At 72.4% G+C, this 15,924-nt stretch carries 13 protein-coding genes; 5 read left to right on the top strand and 8 right to left on the bottom strand.

The annotated features are described in order from the left end of the window. Positions 1-112: 112 nt before the first annotated feature. The 7 genes from ACFZDC_RS01770 to ACFZDC_RS01740 all read right to left on the bottom strand — a co-directional run bounded on the left by ACFZDC_RS01770 (position 113) and on the right by ACFZDC_RS01740 (position 8,068). Positions 113-757 (bottom strand): SRPBCC domain-containing protein, encoded by a 645-nt coding sequence (locus ACFZDC_RS01770; RefSeq protein ID WP_391319374.1) that lies wholly within the window; start codon positions 755-757, stop codon positions 113-115. 17 nt (positions 758-774) lie between these two features. After that, positions 775-1,881: an XdhC family protein gene (locus tag ACFZDC_RS01765; protein ID WP_391319373.1), complete on the bottom strand. Its 1,107-nt coding sequence runs from the start codon at positions 1,879-1,881 to the stop codon at positions 775-777. After that, positions 1,874-3,052, bottom strand: a complete 1,179-nt coding sequence (locus tag ACFZDC_RS01760) for a VWA domain-containing protein (protein ID WP_391319372.1) — start codon at positions 3,050-3,052, stop codon at positions 1,874-1,876. The genes ACFZDC_RS01765 and ACFZDC_RS01760 overlap by 8 nt, the downstream gene beginning before the upstream one ends. A 299-nt stretch (positions 3,053-3,351) precedes the next feature. After that, positions 3,352-4,227 (bottom strand): AAA family ATPase, encoded by an 876-nt coding sequence (locus tag ACFZDC_RS01755; RefSeq protein ID WP_391319371.1) that lies wholly within the window; start codon positions 4,225-4,227, stop codon positions 3,352-3,354. A gap of 15 nt (positions 4,228-4,242) precedes the next feature. Beyond that, positions 4,243-5,097, bottom strand: a complete 855-nt coding sequence (locus ACFZDC_RS01750) for an FAD binding domain-containing protein (RefSeq protein ID WP_391319370.1) — start codon at positions 5,095-5,097, stop codon at positions 4,243-4,245. After that, positions 5,094-7,589, bottom strand: a complete 2,496-nt coding sequence (locus ACFZDC_RS01745) for a molybdopterin cofactor-binding domain-containing protein (protein ID WP_391319369.1) — start codon at positions 7,587-7,589, stop codon at positions 5,094-5,096. The genes ACFZDC_RS01750 and ACFZDC_RS01745 overlap by 4 nt, the downstream gene beginning before the upstream one ends. Further along, the gene (locus tag ACFZDC_RS01740) at positions 7,586-8,068 is read right to left on the bottom strand and encodes a 2Fe-2S iron-sulfur cluster-binding protein (protein ID WP_391319368.1); all 483 of its coding nucleotides are present in this window, start codon (positions 8,066-8,068) and stop codon (positions 7,586-7,588) included. The genes ACFZDC_RS01745 and ACFZDC_RS01740 overlap by 4 nt, the downstream gene beginning before the upstream one ends. A 255-nt stretch (positions 8,069-8,323) precedes the next feature. Here ACFZDC_RS01740 and ACFZDC_RS01735 point away from each other — a divergent pair, with 255 nt between their 5' ends. Next, entirely contained in the window at positions 8,324-10,294 is a 1,971-nt protein-coding gene (locus tag ACFZDC_RS01735; RefSeq protein WP_391319367.1) for a GTP-binding protein, read from the top strand. Between the two features lie 83 nt (positions 10,295-10,377). Then, complete coding sequence (locus tag ACFZDC_RS01730; protein WP_391319366.1) at positions 10,378-12,234, top strand: cellulase family glycosylhydrolase; 1,857 nt, start codon at positions 10,378-10,380, stop codon at positions 12,232-12,234. A gap of 45 nt (positions 12,235-12,279) precedes the next feature. On the opposite strand, the gene ACFZDC_RS01725 is transcribed toward ACFZDC_RS01730, so the two are convergent. Beyond that, positions 12,280-13,539, bottom strand: a complete 1,260-nt coding sequence (locus tag ACFZDC_RS01725; protein ID WP_391319365.1) for a YncE family protein — start codon at positions 13,537-13,539, stop codon at positions 12,280-12,282. A gap of 141 nt (positions 13,540-13,680) precedes the next feature. On the opposite strand from ACFZDC_RS01725, the gene ACFZDC_RS01720 reads away from it, so the two are divergent. From ACFZDC_RS01720 to ACFZDC_RS01710, 3 genes are all read left to right on the top strand, one after another. Then, the gene (locus tag ACFZDC_RS01720) at positions 13,681-14,343 is read left to right on the top strand and encodes a TetR family transcriptional regulator (protein ID WP_391319364.1); all 663 of its coding nucleotides are present in this window, start codon (positions 13,681-13,683) and stop codon (positions 14,341-14,343) included. A gap of 134 nt (positions 14,344-14,477) precedes the next feature. After that, positions 14,478-15,503 (top strand): alcohol dehydrogenase catalytic domain-containing protein, encoded by a 1,026-nt coding sequence (locus ACFZDC_RS01715; protein ID WP_391319363.1) that lies wholly within the window; start codon positions 14,478-14,480, stop codon positions 15,501-15,503. A 280-nt stretch (positions 15,504-15,783) separates the two neighbouring features. Continuing rightward, positions 15,784-15,921: an RICIN domain-containing protein gene (locus ACFZDC_RS01710; protein ID WP_391319362.1), complete on the top strand. Its 138-nt coding sequence runs from the start codon at positions 15,784-15,786 to the stop codon at positions 15,919-15,921. Positions 15,922-15,924 lie beyond the last annotated feature (3 nt).

The following is a 15,924-nucleotide window of genomic DNA, read 5'->3' as shown; positions in this document are numbered from 1 at the left end:
GGACCAGATCGTGAACGGCTACCGCCGCGAGGCCGCGCGACCGATCCGGACCAGCCCGCGGACGGCGACCGTCGGCGGGCTGCCCGACCGACTCGGACCAGCCCGGGATCGGCTACCGGTGCCAGGCCGCCCGACGGGACCGGGCCCGGCACCGCCGCCACAGGCGCACGGCCACCAGGAAGACGACGACGGCCGCCGCCACCGCGCCGGCGGCCCGCTTGGCCACCGGCAACCCGGCCGTACGCAGGAGGTCGAGCGGTTCCGGCTCCTCCCGGGCGGGCGGTGCCGGTGCCTCGGCGGAGGGCTGGTCAGGCCGCTCGGCCAGCAGCTCCGCGAGGCACGCCGCGAACTGTCCCACCAGCCGGTCGCCGACCTCCCCCAGCACCCCGCGCCCGAACTGCGCCGGACGCCCGGTCACCGTCAGATCGGTCCGCACCGACACCGCCGTACCGCCGTCGCGCTCGCTCAGTGTGGCGGTGACCGTCGCCCTGGCCGTGCCCTGCCCCCGGGTCTCCCGGCCGCTCGCGACCAGCACCATCCGGTGCGCCGCCTCGTCCTGCTCCTCGAAGACCGCGGTGCCCCGGTAGGTCACCGTCACCGGCCCCACCTTGACCTTCACCGAGCCGGTCACGGTCTTGCCGTCGTACTCCTCGACCGCCGCGCCCGGCAGACACGGCGCGACGCGTTCGATGTCGAGAAGCGCGTGCCAGGCGTCGTCGACCGGGACGGGGACGGTGAACTCGTGGTGCAGCTCCATGACTTCCTCCACGCATCTCAGAGGGCGGCGGACGGGTGGATGGCCCCGGCGGTCGTGGTCAGGGGCGCGCCGCTGCCGCCCCAGCGCAGGGCGACGATCTCGCCGGCGACGGACACGGCGACCTCCTCCGGCGTCCGGGCGCCCAGGTCGAGCCCGAGCGGCGAACGCAGCCGGGCCAGTTCGGCCTCGGTGAGACCGGCCTCGGTCAGCCGGGTGCGCCGCTCGTCGTGGGTACGGCGGCTGCCCATCGCCCCGATGTAGGCGGCCGGCCGGCGCAGTGCCTCCTCCAGCAGCGGCACGTCGAACTTCGGGTCATGGGTGAGGACGCAGATCACCGTGCGTTCGTCGGTGTCGGTGCCCTGGAGATAGCGGTGCGGCCAGTCGACGACGACCTCCACGCCGGCCGGGAAGCGTTTGGGCGTGGCGAAGACCGGGCGGGCGTCGCACACGGTGACCCGGTAGCCGAGGAAGTCGCCGATGCGTGCCACGGCGGCCGCGTAGTCGATCGCACCGAAGACCAGCATGCGGGGTGGTGGGGCGAAGGACTGCAGGAACACGGTGACGGCGTCCTCGCGGCGCTCCCCGTGCGGCCCGTAGTGCCTGAGGACGGAGGCACCGAGGGCGAGTTCGCCGCGCGCGTCGGCGGTGACCGCCACATCGAGCCCGGCCGTGCCGAGCGTGCCGGCCTCGGTGCCCGGCCAGACCGCCAGGGTGGCCCCGCGCGTGGCCGGTCCGTCGACCACCGTGGCCACGGTCACCGGCTCACCCCCGGTGACCGACGCGGCGACGGCCCCGAACGAGGGGTCCGTCGCGGGCGTCACGGGCCGCACCAGCAGGGTCATCTCGCCGCCACAGGTGAGCCCGACCGCGAACGCGTCCTCGTCGCTGTACCCGAAGGTCTCCAGCCGTGCCTCGCCGCTCGCCACGACCTCCTGGGCGAGCTCGAACACCGCACCTTCCACACAGCCCCCGGACACGCTCCCCACGACCTCGTCGTCGGGCCCCACCGCCATGGCGGCGCCGGGCCCGCGCGGCGCGCTGCGGCTGACCGCGACGACCGTGGCGAGCCCGAACGGGATCCGGGCCCTGTACCAGCGCTCCAGCGCCGGCAGAATCTCACGCACGCTGCGCTCCTCTCACCACAGCCTCACCCTTCCCCGTCCCGCGCACCACCGCCGCCAGCCGTTCGAGTGCCGCCAGGCTGTGTCCCTCGACGAACGCGTCCACGCTGGGCAGGGCCGCCGCCATCCCGGCGGCCAGCGGCGCGTAGCCCGGGCGGGCCTTGCGCGGGTTGGCCCAGACCACCTGGTGGGCCAGGGCGTGCAGGCGGCGCATCTGCGCGCCGAGCAGCTCCGGATCGCCGCGCTCCCAGCCGTCCGAGAGCAGGACGACGACCGCTCCGCGCGCCATCCCGCGCTGTCCCCAGCGGTTCAGGAACTCGCGCAGCAGCTCGCCCAGCCGGGTGCCGCCGCGCCAGTCCGGCACGGCCGCCGCGAGGGCCGCCATGGCCAGGTCCGGGTCGCGGTGCGAGAGTTCGCGGGTCACCCGGGTCAGCCGGGTGCCGATGGTGAACACCTCGGTGCGTCCCCCGCGCACCGCCGCGTGCGCGAACCGCAGCAGCGCGTCGGCATACGGTGCCATCGAGCCGCTCACGTCCACGAGCAGGACGACCCGGCGGGGCCGCTCCACGCGCGCGTGCCGCCGCAGCCGGGCGGGTTCCCCGCCGCGCCGCAGCAGCTCCCGTACGGTGCGGCGCGGGTCGACGGCCCCGCGCCGGGCGGGCCGCCGCCGCGCCGAGCGGCGGGTCTGCCCGTGCAGCGCGAACGCGGCGAGCAGGCGGCGCAGCTGGGCACGTTCGGCGGGGTCCAGCCCGGCGACGTCGCGGTGTCGCAGCACCTCGGCGGAGCTGGCGAGCGTGGCGGTGGGCGGACCCGAGGGCTCGCCCTCACCGGCCCTGCGCGGGGCGCCGGACACCTCCCGGGCGACGAGCCCGAGACGGGGCGGGCGAGCGGCCGGAACAGCGCGCGGCGCGGGCTCGCCCGGCGCCCCGAAGTACGCGGCGAACACCCGGTCGTACCGCTCCAGGTCGTCGTGCCCGCCGCACAGCGTCGCCCGCCCCGCCCAGTACACGTCCGCCCGCATTGCGGGCCGCAACACGTCCACGGCGCGCAGAAAGGCGTACAGCCGCTCGGTACTGGCGTCGAGCCCCGCCGCCCGCAGCGCCCGCACAAAGCCGACCAGCACGGCATCCGCCCGGAACAACGCGGCATCCCCTGCCGGCGACCGGTACGCCACGCCCACCCCTGACGCCCGGCCGACTCCGCCCACAGTGCCGGTCCCGGGCGGGTCGGGCTGCGCTGCCGGTGGTTGGCCGGCTTGGTTCGCGGCGTCGGCCCGGAGTGGGTCGGCGTCCGCCTCCGGTGGTCGGCCGGCCCCGCTCGCGGTGTCGGTCCGGAGCGGCTCGGGCCGCGCCGGCGGTGGCTGGTTCGCGCCGCTCACGGCATCCGCGACGAGCGGCACCTCTTCTGTCCCGTGCGGCCCCGTAGCGAGCCCCGGTCGCCGGCTCGCTCCGCTCTCCGCCGTGCCCATCACGGTCACGCTCCCCGGGCCGCCAGGACCGCCGCGAGGTCGAGTCCCCGTGCCCGGTCCGCGTCCTCCCGGTACTTCAGCACCGACCCCAGGGTCGCCACGGCCAGTTCGGCATCCAACTCGCTCGCCCCCAGCGCGTCCAGGGCCTCGGCCCAGTCGATCGTCTCGGCCACTCCGGGCGGCTTGAGCAGCTCCGCGCCCCGCAGGGTCTGCACCAGCGCGGTGACCTGCTCGGCCAGCCGCGCCGACACCTCGGGCAGCCGGCGCCGCACGATGGCCAGTTCACGGGCGAAGGAGGGGTGGTCGAACCAGTGGTACAGGCACCGCCGTTTCAGCGCGTCGTGCACCTCCCGGGTCCGGTTGGAGGTCAGCACGACCACCGGCGGCACCTGCGCCCGCAGCGTGCCCAGCTCGGGGATGGTCACGGAGTACTCCGACAGCAGCTCCAGCAGGAACGCCTCGAACTCGTCGTCGGCCCGGTCGATCTCGTCGACCAGCAACACCGACGGCTGCGTCTGCAGGGCCCGCAGCAGCGGCCGGGCGATGAGGAAGCGCCGGTCGTACAGCTCGCTCTCCAGCCGGTCCGCGTCCTTGACGCCGGCCGCCTCGGCCGCCCTCAGGTGCAGCAGCTGGCGCGGGAAGTCCCAGTCGTACAGGGCCTGCGAGGCGTCGATACCCTCGTGGCACTGCAGCCGGATCAGTGGCGCGCCGAGCGCTTCGGCCAGGGCGGTGGCGAGCGCGGTCTTGCCCACGCCCGCGTCGCCCTCGCAGAACAGCGGCCGGTGCAGCCTCAGCGCCAGGAAGCAGGTGACGGCCAGCCCTTCGTCGACGAGGTACCCCGTCTCCTCCAGGCGGGCGCGCACCTGCTCCGGGCCGTCCAACCGGGTGATCGGCGCTCACCCCATCCCGGTGGCGGTCAGCACCGCCCGTCTGGTCAGCACCCGGGCGAGGTGCTCCCGGTACTCGGGTGAGGCGGACAGGTCCTGCGAGGGCTGGGCGCCCTCGGCCGCCGCCTCGGCGGCCCGCGCCACCGCCTCGGGACCGTCGGCGCCGGACAGTGCCTCCTCGGCCGCCGTGGCCCGCAGTGGGGTCGAGCCCATGTTGGTCAGTCCGATGCGCGCCTCGGCGATGTGCCCGTCGTCGCGCCGCACCAGCGCCGCGACACCGACGATGGCCCAGGACTGGGCGACGGGGTGGAACTTCTCGTAGTGGAAATCCCAGCCGTCCTTCTTCGGCACCCGCACCTCGACCAGCAGTTCGTCGGGCGCCAGTGCCGACTGCAGGTAGTCGAGGAAGAACTCCCGCGCCGGGATCGTACGCCTGCCGCCCGGTCCCGCGACGACCAGTTCGGCGTCCAGGGCCAGGGCCACGGCGGGCAGGTCACCGGCCGGGTCGGCGTGCGCGAGCGAGCCGCCGAGGGTGCCCCGGTGCCGTACGGCGGGATCGGCCACCGTGGCCGTCGCCTCCGCCAGCAGGCCGGCGTGCCGGCGCACCAGCGGGTCGTGGACCACCTCGTGGTGCGTGGTCATGGCCCCGATGACGAGTGTGCCGCCGTCCTCGCGGACCCCACGCAGCTCGGGGATCCGGCCGACGTCCACGACCAGCTCCGGGAAGGCGAGCCGCAGCCGCAGCAGCGGCAGCAGGCTCTGGCCGCCGGCCAGCACCTTCGCCTCCTCGCCCGCGCCGGCGAGCGCGCGCACCGCCTCGTCCACGCTCGTCGGACGGGTGTATTCGAACGTGGGAGGAATCATGCCGAACCCTCCGTTCCCGGCTGAGCCGGCTGATCGGGCTCGCCGTACTGACCGATGTCACCGGACTGAGCGGCCTGTCCCGACTGCCCGGACTGCGCGGGACCCGTGCCGGCGGCCTCCTCGGCGGTACCGGACCGGGCCGCCCGGATGGCCTGCCACACCCGGTGCGGCGAACACGGCATCCGCACGTCCCGCACGCCGAGTGGCCGGAGCGCGTCCACCACCGCGTTCACGACGGCGGGCGTCGACGCGATCGTCCCGGCCTCTCCGACGCCCTTGACCCCCATGGAGTTGCCGACCGCCGGAGTCTCCGTCCGGTCGGTCACGAAGTCCGGCAGGTCCGCCGCCGACGGCACGAGGTAGTCGGCCATGGTGCCGGAGACCAGGTTGCCCTCGTCGTCGTACACGGCCTCCTCGAACAGCGCCTGCGCGATGCCCTGCGCCAGCCCGCCGTGCACCTGTCCCTCGACGATCATCGGGTTGACGACCCTGCCGACGTCGTCGACGCAGACGTACGACCGGATCCGCGTCATCCCGGTCTCCGTGTCGACGTCGACCGCGCACAGGTGGGTGCCGTGCGGGTAGGAGAAGTTCTCCGGGTCGACCAGCGTCTCGGCGTTGATGGACGGCTCGACTCCGTCGGGCAGGTCGTGCGAGGTGAACGTCTCGAAGGCGATCTCCTGAATGGTCTTGCGCGCCTCCGGGGAGCCCTTGACGGAGAACACGCCGTCCTGGAAGTCCAGGTCCTGCTCGCTCGCCTCCAGCAGGTGCGCGGCGACCTTCCGCGCCTTCTCCACCACCTTCGTGGCCGCCCGGTGCACCGCCTCGCCGCCGACGGCCAGCGAGCGCGAGCCGTAGGTGTCCATGCCCTGCGGGGCCGCCTTGGTGTCGCCGTGCACCACCTCGACGTCCTCGAACGGCACGCCCAGCACGTCGGCCGCGATCTGGCTCCAGCAGGTCACATGGCCCTGCCCGTGCGGGCTGGTGCCGGTGACGACCTCGACCTTGCCGGTGGGCAGCATGCGGATTCCCGCCGCCTCCCAGCCACCGGCTCCGTACCTGAGGTCCCGCAGCACTCGGCTCGGTGCCAGCCCGCACATCTCGGTGAAGGTCGACACGCCGATGCCGAGGCGCACGGTGTCGCCGCGTTCGTTCCGCTTCTGCTGTTCGGCGCGCAGATCGTCGTACCCGAACAGGGCCAGGGCCTTCTCGGTCGCCGCCTCGTAGTTGCCGCTGTCGTAGGTCAGCCCGGCGATGGTGGTGTACGGGAACTCCTCGTGCCGGATCCAGTTCCGGCGCCGCACCTCCACGGGATCCAGGCCCAGTTCGACGGCCAGCTCGTCCATGGTCCGCTCGATGGCGAAGGTGGCCTCCGGGCGGCCGGCCCCACGGTAGGCGTCGGTCGGGGTGCGGGTGGTGAAGACGCCGGTGCAGTTGAACTCGTAGGCGTCCATCTTGTAGATCGCCGGGTACATGAAGGCGCCGAGGATCGGGATCCCCGGGGTGACGAGCATCAGGTAGGCGCCCATGTCGGCGAGCAGGTCGACCTTCAGGCCGAGGAGCTTTCCGTCCCGGGTGGCGGCGACCTCGACGTCCTGGATCATGCCGCGGCCGTGATGGGTCGCGAGGTAGCCCTCGGAGCGGGACTCGGTCCACTTCACCGGGCGCCCGAGCCTGCGTGCCACCGCGAGCGCCAGGGCCTCCTCGCCGTACACCTGGAGCTTGGAGCCGAATCCGCCGCCCACGTCCGGGGCGATCACGCGGAGCTTGTGCTCGGGGACGCCGGTGACCATCGCCAGCATGATTCGCAGGATGTGCGGGATCTGGGTCGCCGAGTAGACCGTGTACTCGCCGGAGGCGGCGAGCGGGGTGACGACGACCGCGCGCGGCTCCATGGCGTTGGGGATCAGCCGCTGCTGGTGGTAGCGGCGTTTCAGGGTGACCTCGGCGCGCTCGCGCACCGCGGCGAAGCTCTCGCCGGTGGCGAGCGGCCAGGTGTAGCAGCGGTTGGTGCCCTTGTCGGAGTGGACCAGCGGGGCGCCCTCCGCCAGCGCGGCCTCCAGGTCGAGGACCGGCGGCAGCGGGTCGTAGTCGACCTCGATCGCCTCCAGCGCGTCGGCGGCCGCGTACCGGTCGCGGGCCACCACGACCGCCACCGGGTCACCGGCGTAGCGGACCTCGTCCACCGCGACCGGCGGGTGGTCGGGCAGCACGATGTCCTCGGTCACCGGCCACGCGCAGGGCAGCGAGCTCAGCCCCTCGGCGAGATCGGCGCCGCTGAACGCGGCGACGACACCGGGGCGTTCCAGGGCGGGGGAGACGTCGACGCGGGCGATGCGGGCGTGGGCCATCGGGCTGCGCAGGATGGCCAGGTGCAACAGTCCGGCCACCTGGATGTTGTCGGTCCAGTTGGTCTGCCCCGTGATCAGCCGGGCGTCCTCCTTGCGCAGCCGGGAGCGGCCGACCTCGTGTTCGACGGCCTGGTCGGTCATGCCGTGACCTCCTCGGTGACCTCTTGCCCGGAGGCGGCGAGCACCGCGCGGACGATGTTCTGGTATCCGGTGCACCGGCAGAGGTTGCCCTCCAGGGCATGCCGGACCTCGTCGGAGCTGGGGTGCGGGTTCTCGCGCAGCAGATCGCGCGCGGCCATGATCATCCCGGGGGTGCAGTAGCCGCACTGCAGACCGTGCCGCTCGTGGAAGGCACGCTGCAGCGGTGTCCACTCGCCATCCTGGGCCAGCCCCTGGATCGTGGTCACCTCGCTGCCGTCCGCCTGTACGGCGAGCACCGAGCAGCTCTTCACGGTCGCTCCGTCCAGGTCGACGGTGCACGCTCCGCAGTTGGAGGTGTCGCAGCCGATCGGGGTACCGGTCAGGCCGAGGCGGTCGCGCAGGTAGTGGGCGAGGAGGAGACGGGGTTCCACGTCGTCCTCGTACGTCGTGCCGTCCACGTTCACCGTGATGTGGGTCATGTGCCCTCCAGACCGTGCGGGCAGGGGCGAAGCAAGTCAGTCAACTGGACGTGATGTACGTCACTCTATGACCGCGCCTTGAAAGCGGCGAGCGCTGCGGCGGGCATTTGTTGAGCGTTAATCCATTGCTGTCGAGGGCTCGGCCCTGCTGCACTGTTCGGGAACCCGACGTCACACGGAGAGGACCACCGATGCGCGCTGCGTGCATGTCCACCCAGGAAGGAATCCACCCCATGCCGAAGGACATCGCGCTCAGTGCATCTGCTCAATCTCGGAATCCTCGCCCATGTCGACGCCGGTAAGACCAGCCTGACCGAACGGCTGCTGCACTCGGCCGGAGTGACCGACGAGATCGGAAGCGTCGATCAGGGCAGCACCCGGACGGACACGCTCGCGCTGGAACGGCAGCGCGGCATCACCATCAAGTCGGCGGTCGTCTCCTTCCCGCTCGACTCCGTGACCGTCAACCTCATCGACACCCCCGGTCACCCGGACTTCATCGCCGAGGTGGAACGGGTGCTCGGTGTGCTGGACGGCGCGGTCCTGGTCGTCTCGGCCGTCGAGGGCGTCCAGGCGCAGACCCGCGTCCTCATGCGCACCCTGCGCCGGCTGCGCATCCCCACCCTCGTCTTCGTCAACAAGATCGACCGGCGCGGGGCGCGCGGCGAGTCCGTGCCGGCCGAGATGACCCGCCGGCTGGCCGTACCGCTCGTCCCCATGGGGACGGCCGCCGCGCTCGGCACCCGCGACGCCCGCTTCGTCCCCGGGCTCGGCCCCTCAGCGCTGGACGCGCTCGTCGACCACGACGACGACCTGCTCACCGCCTACGTGGGCGGCGGTGTCCGCGACGACCGCCTCCACACCGCCCTGGCCGCCCAGACCCGGCAGGCCCTGGTCCACCCCGTCTACTTCGGGTCCGCCATCACGGGCGCCGGAGTGGACGAACTGATCACCGGCATCGAACGGCTGCTGCCTCCCGCCGGCGGCGACCCGGACGGCCCGCTGTCCGGCACGGTGTTCAAGGTGGAGCGGGGTCCGGCGGGGGAGAAGATCGCCTATGCGCGGATCTTCTCCGGCACCCTGCGCGTGCGCGACCGCATCCCGCTCGGTGACGGCCGCGAGGAGGCCCGCATCACCTCACTCGCCGTCTTCGACCAGGGCGGCGAGGCCCGGCAGGACGGCGTCGGCGCGGGCCGGATCACCAGGGTGTGGGGCCTCGGCGGCATCCGGGTCGGCGACGCGCTCGGCGCTCCGGGACGGGCGTACGAGCACCACTTCGCGCCGCCGACCCTGGAGACCGTCGTCGTCCCGGGCCCCGGCGCGGACCGGCGCTCCCTGCACCTCGCGCTCACCCAGCTGGCCGAGCAGGACCCGCTCATCGGCGTCCGCCACGACGAGCTGCGCAAGGAGACCTCCGTCTTTCTCTACGGCGAGGTGCAGAAGGAGGTCATCCAGGCCACCCTCGCCGACGAGTACGGCCTGGACGTCACCTTCCGGGAGACCACCACCGTGTGCATCGAACGTCCGGTGGCCGGCGGGGAGGCCGTGGAGTTCAACAAGAAGGACGCCAACCCCTTCCTCGCCACCGTCGGGCTGCGCGTCGACCCCGCCCCGCCCGGCTCGGGCGTGCGGTTCCGCCTCGAGGTGGAGCTGGGGTCGATGCCGTACGCCTTCTTCAAGGCCGTGGAGGACACCGTGCGCGAGACGCTCGGCCAGGGCCTGCACGGCTGGCAGGTCACGGACTGCACCGTCACCATGACCCACTGCGGCTACTCACCCCGGCAGAGCCACGCCCACCAGCGGTTCGACAAGAGCATGTCGAGCACCGGCTACGACTTCCGCGGCCTGACCCCGCTCGTGCTGATCGACGCCCTGCGCCGGGCGCGCACCCTGGTGTACGAGCCGATGCACCGCTTCCGCATCGAGGCTCCGGCGGACGCGCTGGGCGCCCTGCTGCCGGTGCTGGCGCGGCTGGGGGCGGTGCCGGAGAGTACCGGGGCGCACGAGCGGGCCGGTGTCCTGGAGGGTTTCGTGCCCGCCGCCCGGGTCCATGAACTGGGGCAGCGGCTGCCGGGGCTCACCCGGGGCGAGGGCGAGCTGGAGACCGCCTTCGACCACTACGCACCGGTCACCCGTGGTCCGCTGCCCGAGCGGGCGCGCACCGACCACAACCCGCTCAACCGGAAGGAGTACCTGCTGAACGTCATGCGCCGAACGGGCGATTGACTCCGCAGCGCTGACTGATAGTCAACTTACCTTCAAATCAGGTGGTATTGACGCCGCCAGGACGCCACCGGACTGTGGTGTACATGACGAATATCAGGGTGCGTCTGCTGCTTGTGCTGGTCGTCCTCTGCGGATTCCTGACGGTGGCGGGCGCCCCGCCCGCCACCGCCGTCACCCCCTCCGACTCCCTCTGGTTCGACGGAACCCCGCTCACCGTGCGCGGCGGCCGCTTCGTCGACGGCCAGGGCCGCGAGGTCGTGCTGCGCGGCTACAACGTCTCCGGCGAGACGAAGCTGGAGGAGAACCGCGGCCTGCCCTTCGCCTCGGTCGCCGACGCCCGCAGGTCGGCGACCGCGCTGCGCGCCCTCGGCGGCGGCAACGCGGTCCGCTTCCTGCTCTCCTGGGCCCGCGCCGAACCCGTGCGTGGCCAGGTGGACACCGCCTACCTGGCCGCGGTCACCGAGCAGATGCGCGCCTTCCTCGACGCGGGCATCCGGGTCTACCCCGACTTCCACCAGGACCTCTACTCCCGTCACCTGTTCAACACCGGCAGCTGGTACACCGGCGACGGTGCCCCCAAGTGGGCGGTGGATGCGGGGACTTATCCGAAGGAGTACTGCGGCGTCTGCCTCTTCTGGGGTCAGAACATCACCCAGAACGCGGCCGTTCAGCAGGCGCAGTACGACTTCTGGCACAACGCCCACGGCCTCCAGGACGCGTTCCTCGGCACGGCCCAGACGGCCATGGCCTATCTCCGACAGCACTTGGGCGACGGTGAGTTCGCGAACGTCGTCGGCTTCGACCCGTACAACGAGCCGTACGCGGGCAGCTACGACTCCGGGCAGACCTCCCGCACCTGGGAACGCGATCTGCTCTGGCCGTTCTACGTGAGGTTCCGCGCCCGTATGGACGCCGCCGGCTGGCAGGACAAGCCCGCCTTCGTCGAGCCCAACCTCTTCTGGAACGCGAACATCTCCACCCAGAAGCAGGAGGGCGGACTGCTGGACGCGGGCACGCTCGGCCCGGCCTATGTCCTCAACACCCACTTCTACGACCAGAAGGCGATCTCCGGCATCCTGATGTGGGGCAAGGCGGCCGACGGCCAGTACGCCTCCGACTTCGGCGCCGTCCGCGACCGGGCCTCGGCCGCCGGGACCGCCGCCGTGGTCAGCGAGTTCGGGCACCCGCTGTCCGGCACGGTCTCCGACAAGACGCCGACCGTCCTCAAGGCGATGTACCAGGCGCTGGACTCCCGTGTGCGCGGGGCGAGTTGGTGGACGAACCCGGCCGTGTCCGGCCCGGTGCTGTCCGGCTCGCAGTGGCAGTGGGACCTCTACAACGGCCGGCATCACGAGCTGATGAACGGCAACCCCGGCAAGGTCGTGAGCTCCGGGGACGGCTGGAACGACGAGGACCTCTCCGCCGTCCGGCTCGACGACTCGGGGAACGCGGCCCTGCGCCAGGACGCCCGGCTGCTGGACCGGATCTACCCGAGCGCCACCGCGGGCACGAGCCTCGCCTTCACCTACGAGGACCGGTCCCGGGACGGGGCGACCACCCTGACCTGGAACCCGGTGCCGAGCTCGCTGCCGAACGTGGCACGACTGGTGGGTGCGGGCCAGTACGGGCTGCTGGTGTGGCGCTCCGACAGCGGAGCCGCACCCACCGACCTGCATCTGCCGGCCTCCTTCCCCACCTCGGGGACCACCGTCGTCTCCGACCTGGGCGCGGCCTACGCGCCGCCCGCCTACACCCCCTCCTCCCCGGTCGCAGTGGCCCCCGAGCCGGGCGGCACCGGCAGCCGCCGGCTGCTGCTCACCGACATGGACTCCGGCGCCCTGCACTACGCCCTGGTGACCAACGGGGCCACGGCACCCTCGGCAGACCTGCTGAGCGCGGCGAACGCCGAGCTGGCCGCCTGGGCGGCGGCGCACTTCTGACGGGACAGGGCCTCCGGGTGCCTTCCCTCCGGAGGCCCTGTCCCGTCAACTCCCCGACGGACCGGCCCAGTCGGCCTGGACATGTCCCAGCCGCACGCGCTGCGGATGGTCGCCGACCGGGATCGACGTCACCTTCCGGCCGGTGGCGAAGTCGATCGCCGTGACCTGGTCGGCACCGCTCTCGGAGACGATGCAGTCCTTGCCGTCACCGCTGACCGTGGCCCAGTACGGCTTGGACGCGGTGACCAGGGGACCCTCCTGGAGGGTGGCGCGGTCGACCACCGTGGCGTAGTCGTCCATGGTGCCGGCGACACACAGCTTGGTGCCCTCGGGGTTCATCGAGATGCCGTGGTGGCGCGAGTCGTTGACCCAGGTGGTGCGGTCCTCGCTGGTCGCCGGGTTCTTCGGCAGCGTCTTCACCCGGGTGATCCTGTCGGCCGTGACGTCGTACTCCAGGAATCCGTTGAAGAAGGACACCTGGAAGTACAGCTTCGACTCGTCGGGGGAGAAGACGGCAGGGCGCACGGCGTCGGAGAAGTCCTTCAGCCCGATCGCGTCCAGCCGCTGGCGCATGTCGACGACCTTGACCTGCTTGTACGTGGTCGCGTCCACGACCGTGATGCGCCGGTCGCCCTTCGTCCAGTCCCAGGCCGGGTCGTCCAGGGCCGTGTTGACGTCCCCGATGGCCATGTTCCAGATGTACTTGCCGTCCCTGGTGAAGATGTTCTCGTGCGGCTTGTCACCGGTCGCGAACGACCCCAGCTGCTTTCCGGTGTCGATGTCCAGCACATGCACGGTGTTCGCGGTGGAGGCGGACACCGCCACCCGGGTGCCGTCCGGCGAGACCGCCATGTGGTCGGCGCGGTACCCGGCCACCGGGAAGCGCCAGTTGATCCTTCCGGTGGCCAGGTCGATCGAGACGACGTCGGCGAAACTCGGGCGGGAGACCACGACCGACGTCCCGTCCGGTGTGGAGTACATGTCGTCGGCGAACTGGTCGTGGCCCTCTCCGACGCTGTTGCGGATCGCCATGAAGTAGATCCACTTGACGGGGTCCGCAGTGATCTCGGCCATCCGCTGGTCCTTGTCCGGGATGACGTTGACGCGGCCGACCTTCGCGAAGTCGCCGGAGGACCTGATGACGTCGGCGGTGCCGTCCCAGTTGTTGCCGACGAACAGCACCTCGCGCAGGCCGGCGGCGTCGGACCCGGCGGTCGTGGCGGAGGCGGCGGTCGCAGGGCCTGTGACGGTCAGGACGAGGGCGGCGGCCACGGAGCAAAGGTGCCTGGTTCTGGAGGCAGGCATGACTGCTCTCTTTCCTCGGGGAAATCTGAACACGGGCGCTTTCACAGTGAACTTACTGAAAAGTAAGGAGGGGGTGGCCTTCTCGACAAGATGTGTGCACGACAAGATTGGGCCACCGGTGGGGTGACGGAGGGGGCAAGCGTGACGGGCAGGCTCAGGGCGCCGACGGGCCGCTACGGCGGCAGGTCCGCCGAGGAGCGGCAGGCCGAGCGGCGCCGCCGTTTCCTGGACGCGGCGCTGCGGCTGTTCGGCGACAGCCCGGGCTTCCGCCAGACGACGGTCGCCGCGCTGAGCCAGGCCGCGGGCCTGTCCACCCGCCAGTTCTACGAGGAGTTCCGCACCCTGGAGGAGGTGCTCGCCGTACTGCACCTGGAGGTCAACGGCTGGGCGGAACAGGCGGTGCTGGACGCGCTCGCGGCGGCGGAGGGGCTGCCGCTGGCGGAGCGGGTGGCGGTGCTGTTCCGCGCCTACGCCCGCGACGTCACCTCCGACCTGCGCCGTATCCGCATTGCCTTCGTGGAGATCATCGGCGTCAGCCCGGCGCTGGAGGAGCAGCGACTCACCCGCCGGGCCCGTTGGGTCGACCTGATCCGCTCCGAGGCCGACGCGGCGGTGGCCCGCGGGGAGGCCGCACCGCGCGACTACCGCCTCGCGGCCACGGCCTTCATCGGCAGCGTCAATGGCCTGCTGCACGACTGGAGCGCCGGCTGGGTGGACGCGAGCCTGGACGAGGTCGTCGACGAGCTCGTGCGTCAACTGCTCGGCATCCTGCGTCCGGAGGGCTGGCGTCCCGGGTCCGCCTGACCCGGACCCGCCGGGCCGCGTGGGCCCGGGTCGAGAGCCGGGCCGACGCCGGGCCCGTGCCGTTCGACGCGCGCGATCGGCCCGGAGCTGCTCTGCTGGGTGAGGGGCTTTCGTACCGTTCTCCGGAGACAGGCATGAGTACTTATCGAGTCGCGCAGGTGACCGCCCCGAACGGCACGTTCGAGCTGGTCGAGCGGGAGGTGCCGCAGCCGGGACCCGGGCAGGTGAGGATCGCCGTCGAGGCGTGCGGGATCTGCCACAGTGACGCGCTCTTCGTGAGCGGCGGACTACCGGGCGTGTCCTTCCCGGAGGTTCCGGGGCACGAGATCGCCGGGCGCGTCGAGGAACTGGGTCAGGGAACGCACGACCGCGGGTGGCGGGTCGGCGACCGGGTGGCCGTCGGCTGGTTCGGCGGCAGTTGCGGTCACTGCAGGCCCTGCCGCGAGGGCGACTTCATCGTGTGCCCGTACCTGAAGGTCCCGGGGTGGACGTACGACGGAGGCTTCGGCGAGAAGGTGGTCGCGCCCGTGGACGCCCTGGCCCGGATCCCCGAGGGGCTGGCGGCGAGCGATGCCGGGCCGATGGCCTGCGCGGGGGTGACCACGTACAACGGGCTGCGCCGCAGCTCCGCCCGGCCTGGCGACCTGGTCGCCGTGCTCGGTCTCGGCGGCCTGGGACACCTGGGAGTGCAGTACGCGGTCGCCATGGGCTTCGAGACCGTGGGGATTGCCCGGGGTGCCGAAAAGGCCGACTTCGCCAAGCAGCTGGGCGCCCACCACTACGTCGACAGCACCTCCGGAACTCCGGTCGCGGAGGCATTGCAGTCCCTCGGCGGTGCCAAGGTCGTGCTGGCCACCGCCGGGAACTCCGAGGCCATCACGGCCACCGTGGACGGCCTCACTCACCGCGGGGAGCTGGTGGTCATCGGAGCGGACACCGAGCCCCTGGGGATCAGCCCGGTCCAGCTGCTGATGAGCGGCCGCGTCGTCCGCGGCCACCCGTCCGGCACCTCGCAGGAGGTGGAGGACACCATGGCGTTCAGCGCCCTGCGCGGCATCCGCCCGATGACCGAGACCGTGCCGCTGGACCGCGCGGACGAGGCCTATCAGAAGATGCTCGGCGGCAAGGCCCGCTTCCGCATGGTGCTCGCCAACGACTGAGACCTCGACCGCCCAGGGCGTCCACCGCCTCCAGCACCGGCAGCACTCCGTCCTCGGCCCGGATCCGCTCGCCGAGCACCACGGCGAGAGCCGTACGACGACTCGCGCGTCGCCCGGAGCAGAGCCGTGGACGGGGCCTCGACGCCGAGTCGGCGCAGCGCTACGACGGCCGGGGCGACGCCGAGCGACACGAGCCGGGCGGACCAGAACCCCTCGTCGAACCGGATCGGCACCGGCACCGCGGGCACCCCTGCCCACAGCCCGAACCCAGAAGTGGAACGTGAACGCCGGCGGCACCATCACCAACGTCAACGCCGGCCTGCGCCTGGACGCGTACAACGGCGGCACCGGCAACGGCACGCCCCTGGTGCTCTGGGCGTGCAACGGCGGCGCCAACCAGAAGTGGTCCCGGACCTGACAC

This window comes from Streptomyces sp. NPDC007905, assembly GCF_042959345.1.
GTDB lineage: Bacteria > Actinomycetota > Actinomycetes > Streptomycetales > Streptomycetaceae > Streptomyces.
Note: the sequence above shows the minus strand (reverse complement) of the source record. Positions and strands in the feature narration are given on the sequence as shown.

Bases quoted from the DNA above. Each gene is read 5' to 3' on its own strand.
- ACFZDC_RS01770 (WP_391319374.1), bottom strand. From the start codon at position 757: ATGGAGCTGCACCACGAGTTCACCGTCCCCGTCCCGGTCGACGACGCC.
- ACFZDC_RS01750 (WP_391319370.1), bottom strand. From the start codon at position 5,097: ATGATTCCTCCCACGTTCGAATACACCCGTCCGACGAGCGTGGACGAG.
- ACFZDC_RS01745 (WP_391319369.1), bottom strand. From the start codon at position 7,589: ATGACCGACCAGGCCGTCGAACACGAGGTCGGCCGCTCCCGGCTGCGC.
- ACFZDC_RS01740 (WP_391319368.1), bottom strand. From the start codon at position 8,068: ATGACCCACATCACGGTGAACGTGGACGGCACGACGTACGAGGACGAC.
- ACFZDC_RS01730 (WP_391319366.1), top strand. From the start codon at position 10,378: ATGACGAATATCAGGGTGCGTCTGCTGCTTGTGCTGGTCGTCCTCTGC.
- ACFZDC_RS01725 (WP_391319365.1), bottom strand. From the start codon at position 13,539: ATGCCTGCCTCCAGAACCAGGCACCTTTGCTCCGTGGCCGCCGCCCTC.
- ACFZDC_RS01715 (WP_391319363.1), top strand. From the start codon at position 14,478: ATGAGTACTTATCGAGTCGCGCAGGTGACCGCCCCGAACGGCACGTTC.